25 protein-coding genes are annotated in these 23,687 nt (G+C 60.4%); 19 read left to right on the top strand and 6 right to left on the bottom strand.

Features of this window, described 5'->3' with window-relative positions; genetic code table 11:
• Window positions 1-68: 68 nt before the first annotated feature.
• From ACR0KW_RS11735 to smpB, 10 genes are all read left to right on the top strand, one after another.
• Window positions 69-1,436, top strand: a complete 1,368-nt coding sequence (locus ACR0KW_RS11735) for an MFS transporter (protein ID WP_480805151.1) — start codon at window positions 69-71, stop codon at window positions 1,434-1,436.
• Window positions 1,433-2,296, top strand: coding sequence for a penicillin-insensitive murein endopeptidase (mepA, locus tag ACR0KW_RS11730; RefSeq protein ID WP_480805150.1), 864 nt, complete (start codon window positions 1,433-1,435; stop codon window positions 2,294-2,296). Before ACR0KW_RS11735 ends, mepA begins: the two co-directional genes overlap by 4 nt.
• Window positions 2,269-3,150 (top strand): esterase-like activity of phytase family protein, encoded by an 882-nt coding sequence (locus ACR0KW_RS11725; protein ID WP_480805149.1) that lies wholly within the window; start codon window positions 2,269-2,271, stop codon window positions 3,148-3,150. The genes mepA and ACR0KW_RS11725 overlap by 28 nt, the downstream gene beginning before the upstream one ends.
• A 91-nt stretch (window positions 3,151-3,241) precedes the next feature.
• The gene (locus ACR0KW_RS11720; protein WP_480805148.1) at window positions 3,242-3,886 is read left to right on the top strand and encodes a queuosine precursor transporter; all 645 of its coding nucleotides are present in this window, start codon (window positions 3,242-3,244) and stop codon (window positions 3,884-3,886) included.
• 264 nt (window positions 3,887-4,150) lie between these two features.
• Window positions 4,151-4,570 (top strand): alternative ribosome rescue aminoacyl-tRNA hydrolase ArfB, encoded by a 420-nt coding sequence (gene arfB / locus ACR0KW_RS11715; protein WP_480805147.1) that lies wholly within the window; start codon window positions 4,151-4,153, stop codon window positions 4,568-4,570.
• 54 nt (window positions 4,571-4,624) lie between these two features.
• Window positions 4,625-5,371 (top strand): SDR family oxidoreductase, encoded by a 747-nt coding sequence (locus tag ACR0KW_RS11710; protein WP_170326299.1) that lies wholly within the window; start codon window positions 4,625-4,627, stop codon window positions 5,369-5,371.
• Between the two features lie 9 nt (window positions 5,372-5,380).
• Window positions 5,381-6,397, top strand: a complete 1,017-nt coding sequence (locus tag ACR0KW_RS11705; protein ID WP_480805146.1) for a P1 family peptidase — start codon at window positions 5,381-5,383, stop codon at window positions 6,395-6,397.
• A gap of 113 nt (window positions 6,398-6,510) precedes the next feature.
• Window positions 6,511-6,924 carry a c-type cytochrome gene (locus tag ACR0KW_RS11700; protein WP_170326301.1) on the top strand — a complete coding sequence of 138 codons (414 nt, stop codon included), beginning with the start codon at window positions 6,511-6,513 and terminating at the stop codon, window positions 6,922-6,924.
• Between the two features lie 208 nt (window positions 6,925-7,132).
• Window positions 7,133-7,675: an isopentenyl-diphosphate Delta-isomerase gene (gene idi / locus ACR0KW_RS11695; RefSeq protein ID WP_170326302.1), complete on the top strand. Its 543-nt coding sequence runs from the start codon at window positions 7,133-7,135 to the stop codon at window positions 7,673-7,675.
• 47 nt (window positions 7,676-7,722) lie between these two features.
• Window positions 7,723-8,205, top strand: a complete 483-nt coding sequence (smpB, locus tag ACR0KW_RS11690) for an SsrA-binding protein SmpB (protein WP_170326303.1) — start codon at window positions 7,723-7,725, stop codon at window positions 8,203-8,205.
• A 13-nt stretch (window positions 8,206-8,218) separates the two neighbouring features.
• Here smpB and glpK read toward each other — a convergent pair whose 3' ends face one another.
• The 3 genes from glpK to panB form a co-directional block, all read right to left on the bottom strand.
• Complete coding sequence (glpK, locus tag ACR0KW_RS11685; RefSeq protein WP_480805145.1) at window positions 8,219-9,697, bottom strand: glycerol kinase GlpK; 1,479 nt, start codon at window positions 9,695-9,697, stop codon at window positions 8,219-8,221.
• Between the two features lie 67 nt (window positions 9,698-9,764).
• Complete coding sequence (gene panC / locus ACR0KW_RS11680) at window positions 9,765-10,607, bottom strand: pantoate--beta-alanine ligase (protein ID WP_480805144.1); 843 nt, start codon at window positions 10,605-10,607, stop codon at window positions 9,765-9,767.
• Entirely contained in the window at window positions 10,604-11,443 is an 840-nt protein-coding gene (gene panB, locus ACR0KW_RS11675; protein WP_480805143.1) for a 3-methyl-2-oxobutanoate hydroxymethyltransferase, read from the bottom strand. Before panB ends, panC begins: the two co-directional genes overlap by 4 nt.
• Before the next feature lie 170 nt (window positions 11,444-11,613).
• On the opposite strand from panB, the gene ACR0KW_RS11670 reads away from it, so the two are divergent.
• From ACR0KW_RS11670 to ACR0KW_RS11645, 6 genes are read left to right on the top strand one after another with little or no spacing between them, the layout of a single operon-like run.
• Entirely contained in the window at window positions 11,614-13,101 is a 1,488-nt protein-coding gene (locus tag ACR0KW_RS11670; protein ID WP_480805142.1) for an ABC transporter substrate-binding protein, read from the top strand.
• Between the two features lie 54 nt (window positions 13,102-13,155).
• Window positions 13,156-14,220 carry a ligand-gated ion channel gene (locus ACR0KW_RS11665; protein WP_480805141.1) on the top strand — a complete coding sequence of 355 codons (1,065 nt, stop codon included), beginning with the start codon at window positions 13,156-13,158 and terminating at the stop codon, window positions 14,218-14,220.
• Between the two features lie 40 nt (window positions 14,221-14,260).
• Window positions 14,261-15,208 (top strand): ABC transporter permease, encoded by a 948-nt coding sequence (locus ACR0KW_RS11660; protein WP_480805140.1) that lies wholly within the window; start codon window positions 14,261-14,263, stop codon window positions 15,206-15,208.
• Window positions 15,205-16,020, top strand: a complete 816-nt coding sequence (locus ACR0KW_RS11655; protein WP_480805139.1) for an ABC transporter permease — start codon at window positions 15,205-15,207, stop codon at window positions 16,018-16,020. Before ACR0KW_RS11660 ends, ACR0KW_RS11655 begins: the two co-directional genes overlap by 4 nt.
• Window positions 16,017-17,615, top strand: coding sequence for an ABC transporter ATP-binding protein (locus ACR0KW_RS11650; RefSeq protein WP_480805138.1), 1,599 nt, complete (start codon window positions 16,017-16,019; stop codon window positions 17,613-17,615). Before ACR0KW_RS11655 ends, ACR0KW_RS11650 begins: the two co-directional genes overlap by 4 nt.
• 32 nt (window positions 17,616-17,647) lie before the next feature.
• Entirely contained in the window at window positions 17,648-19,099 is a 1,452-nt protein-coding gene (locus ACR0KW_RS11645; protein ID WP_480805137.1) for an aldehyde dehydrogenase family protein, read from the top strand.
• 3 nt (window positions 19,100-19,102) lie between these two features.
• On the opposite strand, the gene pncB is transcribed toward ACR0KW_RS11645, so the two are convergent.
• The gene (gene pncB / locus ACR0KW_RS11640) at window positions 19,103-20,395 is read right to left on the bottom strand and encodes a nicotinate phosphoribosyltransferase (protein ID WP_480805136.1); all 1,293 of its coding nucleotides are present in this window, start codon (window positions 20,393-20,395) and stop codon (window positions 19,103-19,105) included.
• Window positions 20,396-20,645: 250 nt separating this feature from the next.
• Here pncB and ACR0KW_RS11635 point away from each other — a divergent pair, with 250 nt between their 5' ends.
• The gene (locus ACR0KW_RS11635; RefSeq protein ID WP_480805135.1) at window positions 20,646-21,086 is read left to right on the top strand and encodes a hypothetical protein; all 441 of its coding nucleotides are present in this window, start codon (window positions 20,646-20,648) and stop codon (window positions 21,084-21,086) included.
• Here ACR0KW_RS11635 and pncA read toward each other — a convergent pair.
• Entirely contained in the window at window positions 21,083-21,676 is a 594-nt protein-coding gene (gene pncA, locus ACR0KW_RS11630; protein WP_480805134.1) for a bifunctional nicotinamidase/pyrazinamidase, read from the bottom strand. The genes ACR0KW_RS11635 and pncA overlap by 4 nt on opposite strands.
• 116 nt (window positions 21,677-21,792) lie before the next feature.
• On the opposite strand from pncA, the gene trhO reads away from it, so the two are divergent.
• Together trhO and ACR0KW_RS11620 are read left to right on the top strand one after the other, a co-directional pair.
• Entirely contained in the window at window positions 21,793-22,698 is a 906-nt protein-coding gene (trhO, locus tag ACR0KW_RS11625; protein ID WP_480805133.1) for an oxygen-dependent tRNA uridine(34) hydroxylase TrhO, read from the top strand.
• Between the two features lie 75 nt (window positions 22,699-22,773).
• Window positions 22,774-23,277 (top strand): potassium channel family protein, encoded by a 504-nt coding sequence (locus tag ACR0KW_RS11620; RefSeq protein ID WP_480805132.1) that lies wholly within the window; start codon window positions 22,774-22,776, stop codon window positions 23,275-23,277.
• Window positions 23,278-23,281: 4 nt separating this feature from the next.
• Here ACR0KW_RS11620 and ACR0KW_RS11615 read toward each other — a convergent pair whose 3' ends face one another.
• Window positions 23,282-23,611, bottom strand: coding sequence for a hypothetical protein (locus tag ACR0KW_RS11615; protein WP_480805131.1), 330 nt, complete (start codon window positions 23,609-23,611; stop codon window positions 23,282-23,284).
• Window positions 23,612-23,687: the final 76 nt, after the last annotated feature.

Raw genomic sequence — 23,687 nt, 5'->3', positions numbered from 1 at the left:
ACCAACAGAACGCTTGCGAAACGGCACAAAGCCCCGTCTTATGAACGCAACGATAATCAGGGGCGGTCATGGCGGAGATTTCTAAGCGCAAGCGCATTTGGGGCTGGTGGTTTTTCGACTGGGCCAGTCAACCCTATCACACCCTATTGGTCACTTTTGTCTTTGGCCCCTATTTCGCCGGGGTCGCGGCCGGATACTACTCTAACACAGGGCTGAACGCGGAAGCTGCTGCCGCTCAGGCGCAGACAGTCTGGGCCAATTGCCTGACCATCACCGGGTTGATAATCGCCTTTGGCGCGCCGCTTCTGGGGGCAATGGCCGACGTGTCGGGGCGGCGCATTCCGTGGATATTTGGCTTTTCGGTAATGTATGCGGTGGGCTCGGCGGCGCTGTGGTTCACGATGCCTGATGGCTCGAACATGTGGCTGATGCTGTCGGCCTTTGGGCTTGGCTTTGTGGGTGCGGAATACGCGTTGATCTTCATCAACTCGCAACTGCCCGATCTGGGCGATGACAACGAGGTCGGAGAGATTTCGGGCTCGGGCTTTGCCTTCGGTTATTTCGGCGGGCTGATCTCGCTGGCGATCATGTTGTTGCTGTTTGTCGAACAGCCCAACGGCAAAACCCTGATCGGGATGGACCCGATGTTCGGGCTGAACCCCGCCACGCAAGAGGGCACGCGGTTCGTCGGCCCCTTCACCGCCGGATGGTTCGTCCTGTTCATGGTGCCCTATTTCCTATGGGTGCGCGATGACCCGGACAGTACTAAATCGGGCAGTCTGGGTGAGGCGCTGCGCCTGCTGGGCAAGTCCATCTCGGATCTGCGCCACCGGGTCAGTCTGGCGACCTATCTGGGCTCGTCCATGTTCTACCGGGATGCGCTGAACGGGCTTTACAGCTTTGGCGGCGTCTATGCGCGGCTGGTGTTGGAATGGGGGCTGATCAAGATCGGCGTGTTTGGGATTGTCAGCGTTCTGGCCTCGGCCATCTTTGCCTGGGTTGGCGGTAAGATGGACAGGAAATACGGCCCTAAACCGGTCATTCTGGTGGCGATCTGGGTGCTGATCTTTGTCTGCATCACAGTGGTGTCGATGGACCGGACGCAGATTTACGGCATCCCGCTGGCTGAGGGGTCGGGCCTGCCGGATATAGTGTTCTTCGGCTGTGGTGTGCTGATCGGCGGTATGGGGGGCATTCTGCAATCTGCCAGCCGTTCGCTGATGGTGCGCCATACCGATCCCGCGGCTCCGGTGGAAAGCTTTGGTCTTTACGGTCTGTCGGGCCGAGCCACCGCTTTTGCCGCGCCCTTGCTGATCGGGATTGCCACAACCGTGACTGGAAGTGCGCGTCTGGGGGTGTCACCAATCATTCTGTTGTTTATTCTGGGTCTATTCCTGATGCGCTGGGTCAAGCCGGAAGGGGATCAGAGTAGATGATTTTACTACGTTTTTTGGCAATAATCGCCGCGATGACATTGGCAGGAACGGCCGGGGCGCAACCCTTGGCCAAGCAATTGTTCGGGGCGCAGAAGCAAAGTTCACAGCAGAAGGCAGCCGCTTTCGGCAGTTATTCGCGCGGATGTGCTGCCGGGTCGGTGCAACTGCCCGGGACCGGGCCGACATGGCAGGCCATGCGCCTGTCGCGCAATCGCAACTGGGGGCATCCACAAGCGATCGACTATGTGCAGGACCTTAGCCGGTTTGCGGCCAAGCAGCCGGGGTGGAATGGTCTCTATATCGGCGATATCAGCCAGCCGCGGGGCGGGCCGATGACTTCGGGCCATCGCTCTCACCAGTTGGGTCTGGACATCGATATCTGGATGCTGCCCGGTGACAACATGCGCCTGTCCCGCAAGGCGCGCGAGAATATCTCGTCGATTTCCCTGCGCCGCTCCAACGGGGCCTATGTGAACGGCAACTGGACGAAACAGCACCATGCCGTGCTGCGTGAGGCCGCCAAAGACAAGCGCGTAGCGCGGATCTTTGTCTTTCCGGGTGCCAAGGTTCAGATGTGCAATGATGAGAAAGGAAATCGGGCCTACCTGCGCAAGATCAGACCATGGTGGGGGCATCACTATCACTTCCATGTGCGCCTGAACTGCCCCAAAGGGTCGCGCGGCTGTGTCAATCAGGACCCGCCGCCAAAGGGTGATGGCTGTGCCGAGGCGCAGCAATGGGTGCGCAATATCCTCAACCCGCCACCGCCCGATCCGAATGCTCCACCTCCAAAGAAACGCCGGGAATATGTTCTGGCCGATTTGCCTCAGCAATGCGCAGCCGTCTTGCAATCCAACTGATTGCTGTTCTGTTGGCCGGATCGGTCTGGGCGGTCGAGGTCAAGACGGCCACGCACCTGGACAGTTTTGTCTGGCGGCATAGCGCCGATTGGTTTGGTGGGTTTTCAGCCCTGCATATCTCGGACAATGGCCGCCAGATAATCGCGCTTAGCGACCGGGCGGTTTTGGTTCGTGCGGCGATCAAGCGGGATGAGGACAAGATCACGGGGGTTCGGATCACCGGAAACTGGCCGGTTCTGTCCAGCAAGGGTCGGCCCTTGTCGGGCGGGGCCGGGGATTCCGAGGGCATCGCGGTCATGCCGGATGGCAGCTATTACATCTCGTTCGAAGCGGTGCATCGCGTGGCGTGGTATGCTGCCCCGAATGCAAAGGCGCGTGTATTGCCGCGCCCGCAAGCCTTTGAAGATCTGGACCTGAACGGATCCTTCGAGGCGCTGGCCATAGACAGCCGCGGGCGGCTTTATACCCTGCCCGAAAAAAGCCGCACGCAGAACGGCGACATCCCCGTCTATCGCTGGGACGGGCAGGGCTGGTCGACGCCCTTTGTGCTGGCACAGCGGGGCAAGTTCCATCCTGTCTCGGCCGATTTCGGCCCCGACGGACGGTTTTACCTGTTGGAGCGCAGTCTGTCTCTGACCGGGTTCCGTACACGGCTGCGCCGCTGGCAGATCACGGGTGACGTGCCCGGGGACGAAGAAACCCTGTTCACCAGCGGCACCGGCGCGCATGACAACCTTGAAGGGCTTTCGGTCTGGCGTGACGATCTGGGGCGGCTGCGGGCCACAATGATCTCGGACGACAACTTTCTGGCCCTGCAACGCACCGAACTGGTGGAATATTTGCTGCCGGATTGACTCGGGACCCTCAAAGGTCTAAACGCACGGCTTGCCTTGGGATGAGCCCGAGGCCAAGTCGCCGCTACCTTGTCAAAACGGGCATCTGAAAATGCAACGCGCTTTTATTCCCGGCATTCTTGCCATGGCCGCCATTGTTGTGGCCTCAAACATCCTGGTCCAGTTCCTGATCTTTGACGGGCTGCTGACCTGGGGTGCATTCACCTATCCGCTGGCCTTTCTGGTCACCGACATCATGAACCGCGTCTATGGCGTGGGTCCGGCCCGCAAGGTCGTATTCGCCGGTTTTGTCACTGGTATCATCTGCTCGTTGATCGGCAGCCAAATCATGCTGCAGGGCGACGGGTTCACCTATGCCGCCGTGCCGCTGCGGATTGCCGTGGCCTCGGGCACTGCTTTCTTGATCGCGCAGCTGACCGACGTCACCGTGTTCAATTCACTGCGTAGTGGCCGCTGGTGGCGCGCGCCGTTGGTCTCGACCCTGATCGGATCGGCGCTGGACACCGCGCTGTTCTTCACCATCGCGTTTTCGGCCTCGGTCACGTTCTTCGGTGCCAATGCGGACGCCGCGATCAACTGGGCGTGGGAGCCCGTGCCCTTCATGCTGTCCGGCCCGATGACCCCGCTGTGGGTGACGCTGGCCTTCGCGGATTGGCTGGTGAAACTGTCGCTGGCGCTAATCGCCTTGATCCCGTTCAAAGTGATCGTTGCGCGCTTGACCGCACAGCCTGCGTAAAAAAGTGCTTTGAGAATGGCGCATCTTGTGTCAGGCTCAAAGCTAACCGCAACAGATAGAAAAGGAGGTGATCCAGTGTCGAGAAAGAGATTGGAGAGAGGTGTCGGAACAACCGGGGGGATCGCCTGTTAAGGCAGCCCTTGGCGGAGCGTTCGCTCCGGCTGGTCGATTGATCTAACCGACCCGACCTCCTTATACTTTCGAAGGGCCGTCCCGCCGGGGCGGCCCTTTTTGTTTCTGCCCGTGCCGGATAAGGTCCACCCCATGTTGCGCATTACCGACGATATCACCCTACAAGATTGGGAAATGACCGAGAGCTTTGTTCGCTCGTCCGGTCCCGGCGGGCAGAATGTGAACAAGGTCTCGACCGCGGTTGAACTGCGGTTTGAGGCGGCGCGCTCACCTTCGTTGTCGGACCCGGTCAAGAACCGGCTGAAACGGCTGGCCGGGCGGCGATGGACCAAAGATGGCGCGATTATCATCCAGTGCGAGGAAACCCGCAGCCAGGCCCGCAACCGCGAGATTGCCCGTGCCCGCCTGGCCGAGCTGATCGCCCGCGCGCTGGTCAAACCCAAGCGGCGGATTGCGACAAAACCCACTTATGGCTCGGTCAAGCGGCGGCTGGCGTCGAAAAAGGCGCGCTCGGACGTGAAGGCACTGCGCGGCAAGGTCTCGGAAGATTGATGTGGTAGTTTCGCCGCACCTTGTTACTCTGGTCTCGTAAGGGAGAGCAAGATCATGAGGTTAGAGGGAAAAACCGCAATCGTCACCGGTGGCGCATCGGGTTTTGGTGCCGGGATCGCGCAGAAATTCCTTTCCGAAGGCGCGCGTGTGATGATTGCCGATGTCAATGGTGACGCGGCTGAGGTTCAGGCAAACCAGCTCGGCCCCAACGCGATTGCTCAACTGGTGGACGTGGCGGATGCGGCCTCGGTGCAGGCGATGGCGGACATCGTTCAGGATCGGTTCGGGCATCTGGACATTCTGGTGAACAATGCCGGTGTCACTCATGTGCCGACACCGCTTGAGGATGTCACCGAGGATGACTTCGACCGCGTCTTCAACGTGAACATGAAATCCGTCTACCTGACTGCGCGCGCATTCGTGCCTGCGATGAAGGCGCGGGGAAAGGGTGCAATCCTGAACGTGGCCTCGACCGCTGGCTTGTCGCCGCGCCCCAACCTGAACTGGTACAACGCCTCGAAGGGCTGGATGATCACCGCAACCAAGACCATGGCGGTTGAGCTGGCGCCGTCCGGCGTGCGGGTGAACGCGATCTGCCCGGTGGCCGGGGAAACGCCGCTGTTGAAATCTTTCATGGGCGAAGACACCCCCGAAATGCGCGCCAAGTTTCTATCGACCATCCCGCTGGGCCGATTCTCGACCCCCGAAGACATGGCCAACGCGGCCTGTTTCCTGTGTTCGGACGAGGCCAGCATGATCACCGGCGCAGCCTTGGAGGTCGACGGTGGCCGCTGTATCTGAGGTGCATCCATGACACCCGGTCCCCGGAACCTGATCACCGACGTCCCTGGCCTGCGGGTTGGCAATGCGCAGGACGTTGCGCTGAAATCCGGCACTACCGTTCTAACTGCGGATCAGTCTTTTGCGGCCTCGGTTCACGTGATGGGCGGAGCACCGGGCACGCGAGAAACCGACCTGCTTGCCCCGGACAAATCCGTCTCGCAAGTGGATGCGATAACCTTGTCCGGCGGATCGGCCTTTGGGTTGGATGCCTGCTCCGGGGTGTCGGATGCGTTGCGCACGCAAGGCCGGGGCTATCCGGTCGGCGACACCGTGGTGCCAATTGTGCCTGGAGCGATCCTGTTCGATCTGCTGAATGGCGGAGACAAGGGATGGGACGAAAACCCGTATCGCGCCCTGGGTCGGGCCGCGTTTGACAGTGCAGCCGAGGATTTCGCGCTGGGCACCGCAGGCGCGGGCACCGGGGCACTGACCGCCAGACACAAGGGCGGGCTGGGCTCAGCGTCGCTGGTGCTGGACACTGGGATCACCGTTGGCGCTCTGGTAGCGGCCAACCCATTAGGCAGCGTCACCACGTCCGGAGATCGTCATTTCTGGGCCGCGCCTTTCGAATGTGACGGTGAATTCGGCGGATTAGGGCCTGATTCCCGCGCCGGATTGGGTTCGCCTGCGCCCAGCCTCAAGGCTCAGGCCATGGGGCTGGCAAAGCCGGACAAGGGCAACACCACCATTGCCATCGTTGCCACCGATGCTGCGCTGTCGAAGCCGCAATGCCAGCGGCTGGCGGTCGCGGCGCATGATGGCATTGCCCGGGCGATCCTACCTGCCCACACTCCGGGTGACGGCGATCTGGTGTTCGGGGTCAGCACCGGCGCGCGCCCGGTCGCGGCTGAAACGGATTTGGGGCTGATCGGCCATGCGGCCTCGATCTGCCTTGCGAGGGCGATCGCGCGCGCGGTTTTTCTGGCCGCACCGGCCAAAGGCGATCTTTTGCCCTGTTGGTCGACGCCACATGACTTAAGTTAAGGACGACCAATATGCCGCAGTGGCACAGTGCCGGCGCGCGGCAATCTGCGCGTTGACTCTTTTTTGCGCTGACGGTCCATTCGGCGCAGCCAATTTGTATCGGAGCACAAGCTATGAATCGCATCCTCGCTACCGCAATTATCGGCCTTCTGGCCGCACCCGTTTATGCCGAAGGCGACGCCGAGGCCGGGAAGAAAACCTTCAACAAATGCAAGTCCTGTCACCAAATCGCCACCCCTGATGGCGAGGCAATTGTCAAAGGCGGCAAGACCGGTCCGAACCTTTATGGCATCGCGGGCCGCACCGCAGGCACCGTCGAAGGTTTCAAATACGGTGACAGCATCGTCGCAGCCGGTGAAAACGGTCTGGTCTGGGATGAGGCCACCTTTGTCGAATATGCCCAAGACCCCAAGACGTTCCTGAAAACCTATCTGGATGACACCGCAGCCAAATCCAAGATGACCTTCAAGCTGAAGAAGGGCGGCGAAGACGTCTATGCCTATATCGTCAGTGTTTCGGGCGAATAACGCCTGACGCACCACATCGTTAAAGGTTACAAAAGGCCGCAGCCCCTGCGGCCTTTCGTGCGCTTGATCACAGGATAGATCAGCGCCACCTTGGGTTTGCGCGAACCGTCATGCCTTGCCCGCATGATTGCGCAAAGCCAAGCCGATCCGGCCTTAGTCACTTTCGAACGTTTGGCCCTTTAGACAGATCGGCAGCAGGAGACGACAGATGGGAATCATGATCCCGGCCTGGGTTGATGGCGAATTGACCCCCGTGGACAAGCTTGAGGCGCATGAAAAGGGCCTCAGACACAAGGCTGTGTCCGTCTTTGTTGTCCGCGGCACCGAGATTCTGTTGCAGCGCCGGGCGATGGGCAAGTACCACACACCGGGCCTGTGGGCGAATACCTGCTGCACCCATCCCGATTGGGGTGAGACGCCCTCGGAATGCGCCGTGCGCCGTCTGCGCGAGGAACTTGGAATCACGGGCCTGTATCCCGAATACCGTCACCGGCTGGAATACCACGCCGACGTCGGCAACAACATGGTCGAGCATGAGGTGGTCGATGTCTTCCTTGCCCATGTGCGCGGTCCGCTGAATATCGAGCCTAACCCGGACGAAGTGATGGATATCCGCTGGATCGACTACCACGATCTGCTGGCCGAAGTGCAGCGCCATCCGACGCGGTTTACGCCATGGCTGAAAATCTATCTGCATAACCATGCCGACACGATTTTTGGTCCCGATCTGATCATCTCGGCCAAGACCTGACGGCTACGGCTTGCAAGGGCCGCCCAAGCCGCCTAAATCAACGCGTCATGGCCAAGCAAAAGCAGAACTCAGACCCGAACTACAAAGTCATCGCCGAAAACCGGCGTGCGCGCTTCGATTATGCGATCGAGGACGATATCGAGTGCGGCATCGTGCTGGAGGGGTCCGAGGTCAAATCCCTGCGTGCGGGTGGGTCGAACATCGCCGAAAGCTATGCCTCGGTCGATGACGGAGAGCTGTGGCTGATCAACAGCTATATCGCCCCCTATGAGCAGGCGAAGGTGTTCAAGCATGAAGAACGTCGGCGTCGCAAGCTGCTGGTGTCGCGCAAAGAGCTGGCGAATCTGTGGAACGCGACCCAGCGCAAAGGCATGACGCTGGTGCCGCTGGTTCTGTATTTCAATCACAAGGGCCGGGCGAAGCTGAAGATCGGCATCGCCAAGGGTAAAAAGCTGCACGACAAGCGTGAGACCCAGGCCAAACGCGACTGGTCACGTCAGAAGCAGCGGCTGATGAAGGATCACAGCTGATCCTTCATCGGTTTCAGAACGCCATGGCCGCCGAAACAGCGCGTTTCCAGCGGTCATAGGCGGCGTCGCGTTCCTCGGCGGATAGTTCCGGTTTGAAACGGCGGTCCAGTGCCCAGGTTTCCGCAAATCCCTGCTGATCTGGGTAAACACCCGCCCGCATCCCTGCCAACCAGGCCGCGCCAAGGGCGGTGGTTTCCTGCATGACCGGACGATCGACCTCGGCCCCAAGATAGTCTGACAGCCCCTGCATCGCCCAGTCCGAGGCGCTGGCGCCACCATCCACACGCAGGGTCACGTCAGTATCCGCACCCCAGTCGCCCTGCATCGCGTGCCACAGATCGCGGGTCTGGTAGGCGATGCTCTCCAGTGTGGCCTTGGCGAATTCCGCCCGGCCCGAGTTGCGGGTCAGGCCAAACACCGCACCGCGGCAGTCAGGCTTCCAATAGGGCGCCCCGAGGCCGGTGAAAGCGGGAACCAGCACCACATGCTGGTTCGGGTCGGCCTGCTGCGCCAGCTCACCGCTTTCGGGGGCGGTCTCGATGATCTGCAACGCGTCGCGCAGCCATTGCACGGCAGCCCCGGCAACAAAGATCGAGCCTTCCAGCGCGTAGGTCCGCTTGCCGTCCAATTGATAGGCAATCGTCGTCAGCAGGCGGTTTTTCGATTCGACCGGCTGGTCCCCTGTGTTCAGCAGCGCAAAACAGCCGGTGCCATAGGTCGATTTCATCATGCCGGGCTGGAAACAGGCCTGCCCGATGGTGGCGGCCTGTTGATCCCCGGCCACGCCCAGAATCGGTATATTCCCCCCAATTAGGGTCGTATTTCCAAAATCCGAGGCGCAATCGTGAACCTCGGGCAGAATGTTCATTGGCACGTCCAGCAGGTCGCAGATCTCGGCACTCCATTCGCCCTTGTGGATGTCGAACAGCAAGGTGCGCGCGGCGTTGGTTGCGTCGGTGGCGTGGCTGCGCCCCTCGGTCAGGCGCCAGATCAGGAAACAGTCGATGGTACCGAACATCAGCTCTCCGGCCTCAGCGCGGTCGCGGGCGCCGGGCACGTTGTCCAGCAGCCATTTCACCTTGGTGCCCGAGAAATAAGGGTCGAGCAGCAGACCGGTCTGGGCGGTCACATCATCCTCGCATCCGGCTTGTTTGTAGCGGGCGCAAATCTCGGCGGTACGGCGGTCCTGCCAGACGATGGCATTGTGGATCGGCTTGCCTGTGGTGCGGTCCCAGACAACGGTGGTTTCGCGTTGGTTGGTGATGCCGATGCCCGCGATCTGGTCTGGGGTGACGTCAGTGCTCTCCATCACTTCGCGGCAGACGCGCAACACGCTTTCCCAGATTTCTCCGGCATCGTGTTCAACCCAGCCTTCCTGAGGGAAATGCTGGGTGAATTCGTGCTGCGCAGTGCCTGCGCGCTGCATTTCCGCGTCGAACAAAATGGCCCGCGATGATGTGGTGCCCTGATCAATGGCGAGAATATAGGTCATTCCCCGCGCCCCTCCCGTTTGGTTTTGCGGGACTTTAGCGCAAACAATGACAATCGTACCAGAGCGTTCAGACGGGAATATTGTCGATCAGCCGAACCCCGTCCGCCCAGGCCGCCGCAAACAGCCGCGCAGGGCGGTTGGCGTGGGTCAGAGGCTCCAGCGTTTCGGCGCAGCGCAGTTGGATATACTCGACCTGAGTGAAGCCCGCGGTTAGAAGATTGGTCTCGGCCTGCGCGGCCAGTCCATCAAACGCGGCCCCGGCGTTCAGCGACTGGGCGACGCCTTGCATGATCCGGTGTTTGTTGGCGGCGATCGCAAGCCCGTCGGGCGAAAGGCGCAGGTTGCGCGAAGACATCGCCAGACCCGAGGGTTCGCGCACCGTGGGGCAGCCGATCACCTCGATCGGAATGTCCAGATCGCGTGCCATGCGGCGAACGACCATCAGTTGCTGGTAGTCCTTTTCGCCGAAATAGGCCCGATCCGCTTGCGTCTGCAGGAACAGCTTGGCGACCACGGTAGCGACGCCGTCGAAATGGCCGGGGCGGAATTCGCCCTCCATCACATCGGTCAGGCCTGCGACGGAGACGTTGGTGGCAAAGCCCTGCGGATAGATCTCTTCGGGGTCGGGCACATAGATCGCATCGACGCCGTAGGGGGCCAGTTTCTGCGCATCCTCGTGTTCGGTGCGCGGGTATTTGGCCAGATCTTCGGGGTTGTTGAACTGTTTGGGGTTCACAAAGATGGTCACGATCACCCGGTCAGTGCCAGCCTTTGCGGCCTCGACCAGCGACAGGTGCCCCTGATGCAGCGCGCCCATGGTCGGGACGACGCCAATGGTTTCACCATTGCGGTGCCATTCGGTGGTCAGCGCGCGCAGGTCGGCCAAGCGGCGCAGGATGGGGGCGGTCATGTCTTGGATCCTTTGGAGGGCGCCTGATCCGCGAACACATGTTCGTCGGCCGGAAAGGTGCGGGCGCGCACGTCGGCGGCGTATTCGGCGATCGCAGCTTCGGCCTGCGGGCCCAGTTCGGCATAGCGTTTGACGAATTTCGGTTTGAAGGCGGTGAAAAAGCCCACCATGTCGTCGACGACCAGAATCTGCCCGTCACAGCCCGCAGAGGCGCCGATGCCGATGGTCGGGATCGCGACCTCGGACGTGATCCGGTCAGCCAGCCCCTGCGGTACCTTCTCAAGCACCACCGAAAACGCGCCTGCATCGGCCACGGCGCGGGCGTCGGCCAGCACGGCCTCGGCCTGCTCATCCCGGCCCTGCACTTTGTAGCCGCCCAGCGTATTGATCGACTGCGGCGTCAGGCCGATATGCGCCATCACCGGAATGCCGCGCTTGACCAGAAAGCGGATGGTTTCGGCCATTTCGACGCCGCCCTCCAGCTTGACCGCGCCAGCGCCGGTTTCCGCCATCAGGCGGGCAGCATTGCGGAACGCCTCGGCCTTGTCGTGTTCATAGCTGGCAAAGGGCATGTCGATGACCATCATCGCCTTGTCCAGCCCGCGTGATACGGCCTGTCCGTGCAGGATCATCATCTCCATCGTCACGCCCAGCGTCGATTCCAGCCCGTGCAGCACCATGCCGACGCTGTCGCCCACCAGAACAAAGTCGCAATGGGCATCCATAAGCCGCGCCATCGGGGTCGTATAAGCGGTCAGAGAGACCAGCGGCGTGCCCCCTTTGCGGGCGCGGATGTCCTCGGCATTGGGGGCTTTTTTATGGGCGGTGGCGCTCATGATCGCTCCTCCGGTGTTCATGTTGCAGCGCGGCATAGCAGATTGAACAAGGTTATAGAAACCCCGGTTGCGCGAACATTTCCTTGATTGACCTGAGGTTTAAAGGGACATTACTCGCAGAAAGGTCCGTAAAACAGCGGGTTCAGCCATTAGAACGGTGGGAGATTTTTATGACAAATCAGATGTTGAAATCCTTAGCATCGGCTCTGGCGCTGGGGGCCAGTGTCTTTGCCACCGGGGCTTTGGCCAAATCCGATATCACAATCGCGATGCAGCTTGAGCCACCGCATCTGGACCCCACTAGCGCTGCGGCGCAGGCGATTGACTCGGTAGTCTACACCAACATTTTTGAAGGGCTGACCCGGTTCATGGGCGATGGTTCAGTGGTGCCCGGGCTGGCCGAAAGCTGGGAGATTTCCGAGGACGGCACCGTCTATACTTTCAAGTTGCACGATGGTGTGACCTTCCATGATGGCACCACGATGGATGCCGAGGACGTCAAGTTCAGCCTCGACCGCGCCAGCGCCGAAGACAGTGCCAACGCGCAAAAGGCGTTGTTTGAAGGGATCGAAAGTGTTGAGGTCGTCGATCCGCTGACCGTCAAGGTCACCCTGTCCGAGCCGAACGGCAACTTCCTGTTCAACTTGGCTTGGGGCGATGCGGTGATCGTCTCTTCCGACAGCATCGAGAACATCAAGACCAACCCCGTGGGAACAGGAGCCTTCACCTTTGGCAACTGGGTGCAGGGAGACAGCATCACGCTGATCCGAAACCCGGATTATTGGGGGGATCAGCCTGCGTTAGAGGCTGCGACGTTCAAATTCATCTCGGACCCGACCGCTGCTTTCGCGGCCATGATGGCCGAGGATGTGGATGTGTTCGACAACTTCCCCGCGCCGGAAAACCTGTCTCAATTCGAGGCCGATCCGCGCTTTCAGGTGCTGGTCGGTTCGACCGAGGGTGAAACGATCCTGTCCACCAACAACAAGAAACCTCCGTTCGATGATATCCGGGTGCGGCAGGCACTGGCCCATGCCATCGACCGGCAGGCGATCATTGACGGGGCGATGTTTGGATATGGCACGCCCATCGGCACCCATTTCGCTCCGCACAACCCGGCTTATGTCGATCTGACCGGAACTTCGGCCTATGACCCGGAAAAAGCGGCCAAGCTGCTGGCCGATGCGGGGTATGAAGAGGGGTTCAAAACCACATTGCACCTGCCGCCGCCCTCTTATGCAAGGCGCGGGGGTGAAATCATCGCCGCCCAACTGGCCGAGGTCGGCATCAAGGCCGAGATCATCAATGTGGAATGGGCGCAATGGCTGGAGTCGGTCTTCAAGGGCAAGGACTATGACCTGACCGTCATCAGCCATACCGAACCGATGGATATCGGTATCTACGCGCGGCCGGACTATTATTTTCAGTATGACAGCTTGGACGCCCAGACGTTGATGGACTTGCTGAACGCAACCACCGACCCTGAAGAGCGCAAGAAAATTCTGGGCGACATGCAGCGGTTGATCTCGACTGATTTCGTCAACGGCTATCTGTTCCAGCTGCCCAAGCTGGGGGTTGCCAAGGCCGGTGTGCAGGGGCTGTGGAAGAATGCACCGACCGCTGCGATCGACCTGACCCAGATCAGCTGGTCCGAATAACCCGATCCGGGGCCGCACCCGGCCCCGGTTTTCCGCTACTGAGTAAATTTGACGATGAACCTGTTCCGAATTCTCTGTTTTGTTGCTGTTGCCTGCCTCATTGTCGTGGGGGGCAAGGCGCAGGGGCAAAACGGGCTGGAAGGCGGTGTGGGGCCGCTGATCGGTACGCCGGAAAACCCGCTCAAGGTGGGGATCGGCATTCGCATCGATCAGGTCACCAGTGTCGATCAGAAGGCCGAGAACTATGGCGCCGTCGTTGTTCTGCGAGCCGAATGGACCGATCCTACGCTGGCCTTTGACCGCGATGAGGTCGGGCGCGAAATTCAGGTCTTCAACCCTCCGGCCCTGGCCGATCACGCGCGGGGGTTGGGTGCGATTGTGCCCGCGTTCGTCATCCATAACCAGCAATCCAACAAGTGGATCCACGAATCCGCCGCCTCGCTGCGCGACAACGGGCATGTGGTCTATGTCGAGAAATCCTCGCTGACCTTGCAGGCGCCGCATTTCGATTTCCGCAAATACCCGTTCGACACACAGGAGTTCTTTTTCGAGATCGTCTCGGTCTTTCCGTCCGAATTCGTGTCCTTTTACCCGCTCGAGGAATACTCGGGCCTCGGCGATTTGTTGGGCGAGGAAGAGTGGATTCTGGACAACCCCCGGGTCGAGCACTCGACAGTGATCGGTCTGTCCGGCCGGGACAGCGATCAGGTCGCGCTGGCCTTCGAGGGCAAGCGGCATCTGACCTACTATGTGATCCGGGTGTTCCTGCCAATGGTGGTTCTGATCACCGTCGGCTGGGCGCTGTTCTTCCTTGATGAATACCGCCGCCGGATCGAAATCGCCGGGGGCAATCTGCTGGTCTTTGTGGCTTTCAACTGGGCCATATCGGCCGATCTGCCCAAGCTGGGCTATCTGACCTTTCTGGATTTCATCCTGCAATGCATGTTCCTGATGACCGGGGCGCTGATCGTGTTCAACGTGGCTTTGCGCAAAATGAAAGTGATTGGGCGCGAAGACGGGGCCAGAAAGCTGGATAACTACGCGATCAAATGGATTTACCCTTTGGGATATGGCGCCATCGTCGCCTACGCGGTTTTCATCTATCTGCTGGTGCCATAGGCGCTGGACCCGCGCGGGTTGTATGCCTAACGTGGCCTCGATGATCCGCTATGCCCTCAAACGTCTGATTTCACTGCTGATCAGCCTAGCCGTCGCCTCGGTGGTCATCTTCGCGGTGATTGAGGTCGCGCCGGGTGATCCGGCCTCGTTCATGCTAGGCGTGAACGCGCAAGAGGATACTCTGGCCGCATTGCGGGCCGAGCTTGGGTTGGACGTTTCCAAAGCACAGCGGTATTTCAACTGGGTCGGCGGGATGCTGGTGGGGGATTTTGGCACCTCCTACACCTATCGTACGCCGGTATCGCAGATGATCGCGGACCGGTTGGGGGTTTCCCTGCCGCTAGCTTTGTACGCGTTGGCCCTGTCCACCCTAATCGCCTTTCCCGCCGGGATTTACGCCGCGGCGCGTCGGGGCAAGCCCGGGGATCTGACGGTGATGGGGGCGACGCAGCTGGGCATCGCGGTGCCGAATTTCTGGTTCGCCATGATGCTGGTGCTGATCTTCGCCATCAACTTGCGCTGGTTCAACGCAGGTGGGTTCGCAGGCTGGGACACGGGGTTCTGGATCGGCCTGCATTCCCTGACTTTGCCCGCAATTGCACTGGCCTTGCCGCAGGCGGCGATTCTGGCACGGGTGATGCGGTCCTCGCTGCTGGACATACTGGGTGAGGATTTCATGCGCACCGCCCGCGCCAAGGGCCTGTCCCGCCGTCAGGCTTTGTGGCGGCACGGGGTGCGGAACGCTCTGATCCCGGTGCTGACCATCATCGGGCTGCAGTTTTCCTTCCTGCTGGCGGGATCGATCATCATCGAGCAGGTGTTCTACCTGCCGGGCCTCGGGCGGCTGGTGTTTCAGGCCATTTCCGCCCGTGACCTGATTGTGGTGGAATCGGTCGTCATGCTGCTTGTCTTCGCCGTCATCACTGTGAACTTTCTGGTCGATCTGGCCTATGCCGCCGTCGATCCAAGGCTGAGGAGCCGGACATGAGCCGCAACCTGATCCTTGGCGCGGTGCTGTCTTCGCTGGTTCTGCTGGCGGCCTTGGTCTCCTTTGTCTGGACGCCTTATGACTATGTGGCGCTGGACATCCCCAACAAACTGCAGCCACCCAACGCGCAGCACTGGTTCGGGACGGATCATTTTGGTCGCGACATGTTCTCGATGATCATGGTCGGCGCGCGCACGTCGATTGCGGTGGCGCTGGTGGCAGTGGGAATCGGCATGGCGCTGGGCGTGCCCTTGGGGCTGACCGCAGCTGCGCGCAAGGGATCATGGTTGGACGAGGTCATCATGCGCGGCAATGATCTGGTCTTTGCCTTCCCCTCACTGGTCATTGCCATCCTGATCACCGCCGTTTTCGGGGCCGGAGCGATCAATGCGATCATCGCCATCGGCATCTTCAACATCCCAGTCTTTGCCCGCATCACCCGAGGGGCTGCGTTGTCACTGTGGGAGCGTGAGTTCATCCTCGCCGCCCGCGTTTCGGGCAAAGGTGCCGCGCGGATATCGGCCGAGCATATCCTGCCCAATGTGGCGAACCTGCTGATCGTTCAGGGGACCATTCAGTTTTCGCTGGGCATTCTCGCCGAAGCCGGCCTCTCCTATGTCGGTCTTGGTGCGCAACCGCCCACACCCAGCTGGGGCCGGATGCTGGCCGATGCGCAGACAATGGTCAGTTTTGCCCCGCATTTGGCTCTGATTCCGGGGTTGGCGATTATTGTCACCGTCTTGGGTTTGAACCTGTTGGGGGATGGGCTGCGCGACTGGTTGGATCCACGGATACGGGTGGCGCGCGCATGAGTTTGTTGCAGATCGAAAACCTGTCGCTGTCGATCCACGGCGCCGAAATTCTGAAACAGGTCAGCCTGTCCATCGACCCCGGGCAGATTGTGGCCGTGACCGGAGAAAGCGGGTCGGGCAAATCGATGACCGCGTTTGCCGTGATGCAGTTGCTGCCGAACGGTGCAGAAACGCAAGGGACGATCCGGCTGGAGGGGCAGGACCTGCTGAACCGCCCCGAGGGTGAGATGTGCGCCTTGCGCGGGGCCGCCATCGGTATGGTGTTCCAAGAACCGATGACCGCCCTGAACCCGGTCAAGACCATCGGCGATCAGGTGATAGAGACGATCCTGATCCACAAAGCGATGCCGCGCCCTCAGGCGCTGGCGCGCGCGCAAGAGGTTCTGACCCGCGTTGGCCTGCCGCCCGACCGTTTCCCGCTGATCCGCTATCCGCATGAACTGTCCGGAGGTCAGCGCCAGCGTGTGGTGATCGCCATGGCCATAGCCCTGCGCCCCAAACTGCTGATCGCGGATGAACCGACAACCGCGCTGGACGTGACCACTCAGGCCCAGATTCTCGACCTGCTCAAAGGACTGGTGCGCGAATACAGTATGGGTTTGCTGATGATCACGCATGATCTGGCCGTTGTCGCGGATATGGCCGATCAGATCGTGGTGATGCGCCGCGGAGAGGTGGTTGAAAGCGGGGCAACGGCCCACCTGCTGCGCAACATGCAGCACCCCTATACACGGATGCTGTTCGAAGCCTCGGGCCATCGGGTGTCGCTGCCCCGGGCCGCTGATCCTCGGCCCCTGCTTGAGGTGACACAGGTCACCCGCGATTACCGTCTGCCCCGCAAGGGCCTGTTCGGCACGCCGGGGCATCACCGCGCGGTGGATGGGGTCAGCTTTGCCCTCAACAAAGGGGAACGTCTGGGGCTGGTGGGCGAGTCCGGATGCGGAAAATCGACCCTAACACGGGTCATTTTGGGGTTAGAGGAAGTCCAAAGCGGTGATATCCGCCTGGACGGACAACCGGTATTCGCAGGCCACAGGCCGAATCCGGCGGTGCGTCGCAAGATGCAGGTGGTGTTTCAGGACCCTTATGGCAGTTTCAATCCGCGTCACCGAGTTGCCCGTCTGATCACCGAACCGTTTCACCTGCTGGAGACACCGCCCACCGGATCCGAGCGTCAGGACCGCATCGCCGAGATGCTGACAGCCGTAGGCCTCAGCCCCGATGATGCGGGCAAATACATCCATGAGTTCTCGGGCGGACAGCGGCAGCGCATCGCTATTGCCCGCGCGTTGATCATCCACCCAGCGCTGATCCTGTTTGATGAGGCGGTCTCGGCGCTGGACGTCTCGGTCCGCGCGCAGATACTGGACCTACTGGCCGAGCTTTGCGCCACATACGACCTGACCTATCTGTTCATCAGCCATGACCTAAGCGTGGTGCGAACGATTACCGATCGGGTGATGGTGATGCAGGCGGGCCGGATCGTTGAACAGGGCGAAACCGAACAGGTCTTTGCCAACCCGCAACACCCCTATACCCAAACCCTGATCGAAGCCGCGCCTGTCTTGCCGGACATCGGTATGAATGTCGCTTAAAGCCCTTTGTTAGAGCCTGAAAGGAGGCCCAAATGTCCAACCCCCTCTGGTTCAATCCCGGCTTATGTCTGATCGGTGGCAATTGGGTCGCCCCCGCCTCTCAGACGGATATTCCATTGATCGACCCGTCCGACGGGTCCGAGATTTGTCGGATTGCGCGCGGGGGTGCGGTAGATATCGATGCTGCCGTGCAGGCTGCGCAGGCCGCGCTGCAGGGCGACTGGGGGCGCAAGTCCGCGCTGGAACGCGGCCGTATCCTGACGCGGCTAGGCCAGTTGGTACTGGAAAGGGTGGATGATCTGGCGCGGATCGAGGCGATGGATGTGGGCAAACCGCTGACCCAGGCACGTGCGGATGCGGTGGCTTTGGCGCGGTATTGCGAGTTCTATGGTGGGGCTGCGGACAAGGTGATGGGAGAGACCATCCCTTATCTGGGGGGCTACACCGTCTATACCTTGCGCGAGCCGCATGGGGTGACCGGCCATATCGTGCCGTGGAATTACCCGATGCAGATCATCGGCCGCTCGGTCGGGGCGGCGCTGGCGATGGGCAACGCCTGTGTTTTGAAACCGGCGGAAGAGGCCTGTCTGACGGCATTGGCCTTTGCCCACCTTGCGCAAGAGGCCGGTCTGCCTGCGGGTGCGTTGAATGTGGTGCCAGGTCTGGGAGCTGAGGCCGGGGCTGCGCTGTCGGGCCATCCGGGCGTCAACCATATCTCGTTCACCGGGTCGATCGCGACGGGGGCGCTGGTACAGCAGGCGGCGGGGCGCAATGTGGTGCCGGTGACGCTGGAACTGGGCGGGAAGTCCCCGCAACTGGTATTTGACGATGCCGATCTGGAGGCCGCGCTGCCATTTCTTGTGAACGCAGGCATTCAGAACGCCGGTCAGACCTGTTCGGCCTCGTCCCGCATTCTGGTGCAGCGCGGGGTGTATGAGCAGGTCAAAACCCGCATGGCGGCGGCGTATGCTGATCTGACCGTCGGCCCGGCGCAGGATGATCTGCGGGTCGGCCCACTGATCTCGGCCCGGCAAAAAGAGATCGTGACCGGGTTTCTTGCCAAGGGCTCTGATCTGAATATCGCGGGGCAGGGGCGGATCATAGACCATGCCCCGGAGCAGGGTGCCTATGTCCGGCCCACTTTGTTTGCCGATGTTCCCCCGGATCACGTCCTGGCGCGCGACGAGATTTTCGGCCCGGTTCAGGTTCTGATCCCCTTCGACAGCGAAGAAGAGGGCATCCAGATCGCCAACAGCACCGATTACGGGCTGGTCGCCAGCATATGGACCTGCGATGGCGCGCGGCAGATGCGGCTGGCGAAACGGCTGCGCTCGGGTCAGGTGTTCATCAACAATTACGGCGCGGGCGGTGGGGTGGAACTGCCTTTTGGCGGGGTCGGAAAATCCGGCCATGGCCGCGAAAAGGGGTTCGAGGCCCTTTACGGGTTCTCACAATTGAAAACCGTGGCGGCACATCATGGTTAGGGTCTAAACGATCACCTCGATCGATTCCTGGGCACCGACCCCGAACACCCGTTTATAGCGTTCGATCTCGTCCTGCGGTCCCATCGCCTTTTCCGGGTTGTCCGACAGTTTGACTGTTGGGCGACCGTTGGCGGATACGGCCTTGCAGACCAGAGAGAACGGTGCCAGCGCATCATCCGGCACCAGCCCGCGGAAATCGTTGGTCAGCAGGGTTCCCCAGCCAAAGGACACTTTGGTGCGCCCTGCAAATTGGCTGTGAAGCTCGCGGATTTTTTCCACGTCCAATCCGTCCGAAAAGATCACCCGCTTTTGCATTGGATCTTCGCCGCGCGATTTCCACCATTTGATTGCACGTTCCGCACCTGCCGCCGGATCGCCACTGTCGACGCGGATGCCGGTCCAGCCCGCCAGCCAATCGGGGGCGCGGTCCAGGAACCCCTGCGTGCCATAGGTGTCGGGCAGGATGATGCGCAGGTTGCCGTCATGTTCATCGTGCCAGTCGCTGAGAACGTCATAAGGGGCCTGCGCCAATGCCTCATCGGTTTCGGCCAGCGCGGAATAGACCATGGGCAGCTCGTGGGCGTTGGTGCCGATCGCCTCAACCTCGCGCCGCATAGCGATCAGACAGTTCGAGGTGCCGGAAAACGCCGACCCCAGCCCTTCGATCATCGCCTGTACGCACCAGTCCTGCCACAAGAAGGAATGCCGCCGTCGGGTGCCGAAATCGGCGATGCCCAAGCCGTCGACTTCCCGCAGTTGTTCGATCTTTTCCCAAACACGGGTCATGGCGCGGGCGTAAAGCACCTGCAGCTCGAACCGGCGCATGTCGTTCAGAACCGCACGGGATCGCAGCTCCATCAGCACCGCCAAAGCCGGGATTTCCCACAGCATGACCTCGTGCCATTTGCCTTCGAAGGTCAGTTCGTACTGATCGCCCTTGCGCTCCAGATGATAGGACGGCAGGCGCATGTTTTCGAACCACTCCATGAAGTCCGAGCGGAACATCTGCCGTTTGCCGTAGAATGTGTTGCCCCGCAGCCAGGTGCTTTCGCCCCGGCTGAGGCTGAGCGACCGGATATGATCCAGCTGTTCGCGCAACTCGCCTTCGTCGATCAATTCAGCCAAAGGAATGTGATTCGACCGGTTGATCAGCGAAAACACAACATCCGTTTGGGGCTTATTTCGAAACACTGACTGGCACATCAGCAGTTTGTAGAAGTCTGTGTCGATCAAAGACCGCACAATCGGGTCAATCTTCCATTTATGATTGTACACGCGTGTCGCAATATCGACCATGGCAGAACTCCTGCGATTTCCGTTGTTAGATCAATAGGTGCGTGGATTGGCAAGAGTCGCTGGATCGAAGACAATGACAAGGTCACGACACAATGAGAGCATATTGTGTGATACTTTCATTGTTTAGTGAGATGAAGGGGAAGGAAGTACAAGGTTAAGTCGGTGAATGGGTTTCGAGTACGACTTTGATATAGTAACGATTGATGCTGACAAAACGAAGTCAGGCTCCGCAACGTCCGGGGACAGGACGGTGCGTGCATTGTTTCGTGATGCCAATGCCGCCGAGGCTTTGCGCGCGGCCTCTCCCAAAATACGCCTGATATTCGAAGAAGCCGGGTTTGGTCTGGAAACGGCCAAAAGCAATCTTGCACATGGGTATTTCCGTGCGCAGGACACGGCCGAGCGGGAACGTATCCTGCGCGCGTTGTTCGCCAATATCAGGGCGGTGGGTGTAAAGGGCGAATATTGTGGCGCGTTCGACCTCTGGCAGTTTTTGGACGATGTAAAAACGGCACGGCCACGGGGCGAATTCCGCTCGGAGGCCTTGGACAAGGTGCCGAAACGGCAACAGCCCGCAGCACCCAAACCCAAAAGACGCTCGATTCAAGGGCGTATCGGGTTTGCGCTTGCGCTGGCGGTGGTTGTGATCGCGGTGCTCAGGTATCTGGCGTCAGAAGGAACCGCGCCCTAGGCCAGTATTACGCCGGCGTCCCGCATTGCAGTTTCTGCCGCAGCCAGAGACCCGTCCAGATCGATGGCCCGGCAAGCATCCATCCGGACGGTCACCTCAAACCCGAGCCTTGCGGCGTCCACGGCCGAGAAATGGACGCAGAAATCCGTAGCCAGACCGACAAGGGTCAGTTTTGTGATACCGCGAGTCCTCAGGTACCCTTCCAGCCCGGTCGGAGTAGTCTGGTCGTTCTCGAAAAACGCCGAGTAGCTGTCGATACCTTTGCGAAAACCCTTGCGGATGACCAGATCGGCATGCGTGTTCAGGTCCGGGTGGAAATTGGCCCCCTTGGTGCCCTGAACGCAGTGATCCGGCCAAAGAACCTGTGGGCCGTAATGCATGTCTTTCAGGTCAAAGGGGTTCTTGTCGTCATGCCTGCTGGCGAACGAGGAATGATCCGCAGGGTGCCAGTCCTGCGTCAGGATCACGGCGTCGAAATCTTCCATCATTGCATTGATGGGGGCGACGATCTCATCCCCTCCGGGGACGGCCAGCGTGCCACCGGGACAGAAATCATTCTGGACGTCGATTACAAGAAGGGCGTGGGTCATCGCGGGTTCTCCTCGGGGTTGCCTATCGGTACGGCGCAAGGGCGGGCGCGTCAATCTTGTGCCGGGTCTCAACCCAACGTCTTGCGACACTGAACCCGCATGTTTAGATCACGCGCATGTACACGATCGCTGCCCTTTATCACTTTACCCGTTTTGCCGACCCCAACGCGCTGCGTGACCCTTTGCTGGAGCTGTGCCGCGCGCAGTCGGTCAAAGGCACACTTTTGCTGGCGCATGAGGGGATAAATGGCACCATTGCAGGCCCCCGTGCTGGGATTGATGTGGTTCTGGCACATATCCGCGCGTTGCCGGATTGCGCCGATCTGGACTGGAAAGAGGCCACCGCCGACAACCCGCCTTTTGGCAAGATGAAGGTCCGCCTGAAAAAAGAGATCGTGACCATGGGCCAGCCGGATATCGATCCGCGCGCCCGCGTCGGCAACTATGTCGAGCCCGAAGATTGGAATGATCTGATCCGCTCGGACGACGTGGTGGTGATCGACACCCGCAACGATTACGAGGTGGCAATTGGCACGTTCGAGGGCGCGATAGACCCTGAAACAGCCAGTTTCCGCGACTTTCCGGCCTGGTGGGACAAGAACAAGGACCGCTTCCACAATAAGCGCGTGGCCATGTTCTGTACGGGCGGTATCCGTTGTGAGAAATCCACCAATTTCCTGCTGGGGCAGGGGGTCGAGGATGTGTATCACCTGAAGGGCGGTATCCTGCGCTACCTCGAAGAGATGCCCGCCGAGGGCAGCACTTGGCAGGGTGAGTGTTTTGTCTTCGACAACCGCGTGTCCGTTGGTCACGGGCTGGTCGTGGGGCCGCACAACCTGTGCCACGGCTGCCGCCGCCCGATGCTGCCCGAGGACATGAAACGCCCGGAATATGAACACGGCGTGTCCTGCCATCAGTGCATTGACGAGACCTCTGAGGCCGACAAGACGCGGTTCCGCGAGCGCCAGAAACAGATCCTGCTGGCGCGCCAGCGTGGTCAAGAGCATCTGGGCTCCGACTAACTCTCTGATAAACAAGGTTGCGGGCGCGCTTCGGAAAGCGGATCATTAAGTCCGTACTGCGATATCGGAGGTTACATGCGCCGCGACCCGAGAACTCTGGAAGAGTGGAAGTCGACTCTGGTCGCTGCTTCGGGTCTGGTCATTGTCAGTTTTGTCGCCTGGTACGGCCTGTCGCGGCTGAGCGAGACCACCGCCGGCGACAAGATTGGTACTGTGACAACCGTGCTGCTGATGATCTGGCTGGTGTCTCAGACTTGGTACTATATGACTCAGGTGAAGTCCCCAAAGCGTCAGCTGTTGTTGATGGGCATATCCTTCATTCAGGTCGTGCCCTTCCTTTTTGCGGCCGTCTATGGCTCGTTCGGGTATTACGATCTGTGCGTGGTTGGTGCCAAAGGGCCGTCGGACGTCCTGTATTTCTCATACGTCACGTTCACCACGGTGGGGTTTGGCGACCTGCACCCCGCGGGCTTGTGCCGTGCTCTGGCAGTGGCCGAGGCGATAACCGGCTACATCCTGCTGGGCCTGTTCGTGGCTGCGGCTGTAGGTATCTATGCGCGCCAGCACGGCAAGCCCTGAGCGGTCACTTGTTCTGGTCGATCCAGTGCGACATCATTTGCTTGTCCCGGAAACACTCGGATGGGATCGGCCTGCGTTTGCTGCGCGAGATGCGTTCCGCAAAGGCGACCTGTTTGCCCGTGGGATAGTAGGCAAAGGGGGACGGATCGTGTGGCTTGTGGGCCGAAATCCAATCTGACATCGATCGGCGGTCGCGCTGCGCCTCGACCGGAATCTCCAGCGCCGACTGTTCCGCAATGGCGCGGGCATAACGCATCTGCCGGTCGGTAACAGGCAACAGGTGATAGTCGTTCGACGGGCCGCTCAGGGCGGAATTTCGCATGTTCCGGGTCATCGGGTGATCCTCTGACTGTGTAGAACATAAATGGAACATTAACTCTTTAATTCAAGAGCAGGCCCTTTTGACTCGG

The sequence above is a fragment of the Ruegeria sp. CG11 genome, assembly GCF_056537245.1.
The sequence above is the reverse complement of the archived record's forward strand: the minus strand, read 5'-3'. Positions and strand labels throughout refer to the sequence as shown.

Coding starts and splice junctions, on each gene's coding strand:
- ACR0KW_RS11735 (WP_480805151.1), top strand. CDS start 69: ATGGCGGAGATTTCTAAGCGCAAGCGCATTTGGGGCTGGTGGTTTTTC.
- ACR0KW_RS11645 (WP_480805137.1), top strand. CDS start 17,648: ATGTCCAACCCCCTCTGGTTCAATCCCGGCTTATGTCTGATCGGTGGC.
- ACR0KW_RS11700 (WP_170326301.1), top strand. CDS start 6,511: ATGAATCGCATCCTCGCTACCGCAATTATCGGCCTTCTGGCCGCACCC.
- panB (WP_480805143.1), bottom strand. CDS start 11,443: ATGAGCGCCACCGCCCATAAAAAAGCCCCCAATGCCGAGGACATCCGC.
- idi (WP_170326302.1), top strand. CDS start 7,133: ATGGGAATCATGATCCCGGCCTGGGTTGATGGCGAATTGACCCCCGTG.
- ACR0KW_RS11705 (WP_480805146.1), top strand. CDS start 5,381: ATGACACCCGGTCCCCGGAACCTGATCACCGACGTCCCTGGCCTGCGG.
- pncA (WP_480805134.1), bottom strand. CDS start 21,676: ATGACCCACGCCCTTCTTGTAATCGACGTCCAGAATGATTTCTGTCCC.
- ACR0KW_RS11650 (WP_480805138.1), top strand. CDS start 16,017: ATGAGTTTGTTGCAGATCGAAAACCTGTCGCTGTCGATCCACGGCGCC.
- mepA (WP_480805150.1), top strand. CDS start 1,433: ATGATTTTACTACGTTTTTTGGCAATAATCGCCGCGATGACATTGGCA.
- smpB (WP_170326303.1), top strand. CDS start 7,723: ATGGCCAAGCAAAAGCAGAACTCAGACCCGAACTACAAAGTCATCGCC.
- ACR0KW_RS11725 (WP_480805149.1), top strand. CDS start 2,269: ATGCGCAGCCGTCTTGCAATCCAACTGATTGCTGTTCTGTTGGCCGGA.
- ACR0KW_RS11660 (WP_480805140.1), top strand. CDS start 14,261: ATGATCCGCTATGCCCTCAAACGTCTGATTTCACTGCTGATCAGCCTA.
- ACR0KW_RS11670 (WP_480805142.1), top strand. CDS start 11,614: ATGACAAATCAGATGTTGAAATCCTTAGCATCGGCTCTGGCGCTGGGG.
- arfB (WP_480805147.1), top strand. CDS start 4,151: ATGTTGCGCATTACCGACGATATCACCCTACAAGATTGGGAAATGACC.
- trhO (WP_480805133.1), top strand. CDS start 21,793: ATGTACACGATCGCTGCCCTTTATCACTTTACCCGTTTTGCCGACCCC.
- glpK (WP_480805145.1), bottom strand. CDS start 9,697: ATGACCTATATTCTCGCCATTGATCAGGGCACCACATCATCGCGGGCC.
- pncB (WP_480805136.1), bottom strand. CDS start 20,395: ATGGTCGATATTGCGACACGCGTGTACAATCATAAATGGAAGATTGAC.
- ACR0KW_RS11665 (WP_480805141.1), top strand. CDS start 13,156: ATGAACCTGTTCCGAATTCTCTGTTTTGTTGCTGTTGCCTGCCTCATT.
- ACR0KW_RS11720 (WP_480805148.1), top strand. CDS start 3,242: ATGCAACGCGCTTTTATTCCCGGCATTCTTGCCATGGCCGCCATTGTT.
- ACR0KW_RS11710 (WP_170326299.1), top strand. CDS start 4,625: ATGAGGTTAGAGGGAAAAACCGCAATCGTCACCGGTGGCGCATCGGGT.
- ACR0KW_RS11655 (WP_480805139.1), top strand. CDS start 15,205: ATGAGCCGCAACCTGATCCTTGGCGCGGTGCTGTCTTCGCTGGTTCTG.
- ACR0KW_RS11620 (WP_480805132.1), top strand. CDS start 22,774: ATGCGCCGCGACCCGAGAACTCTGGAAGAGTGGAAGTCGACTCTGGTC.
- ACR0KW_RS11615 (WP_480805131.1), bottom strand. CDS start 23,611: ATGACCCGGAACATGCGAAATTCCGCCCTGAGCGGCCCGTCGAACGAC.
- panC (WP_480805144.1), bottom strand. CDS start 10,607: ATGACCGCCCCCATCCTGCGCCGCTTGGCCGACCTGCGCGCGCTGACC.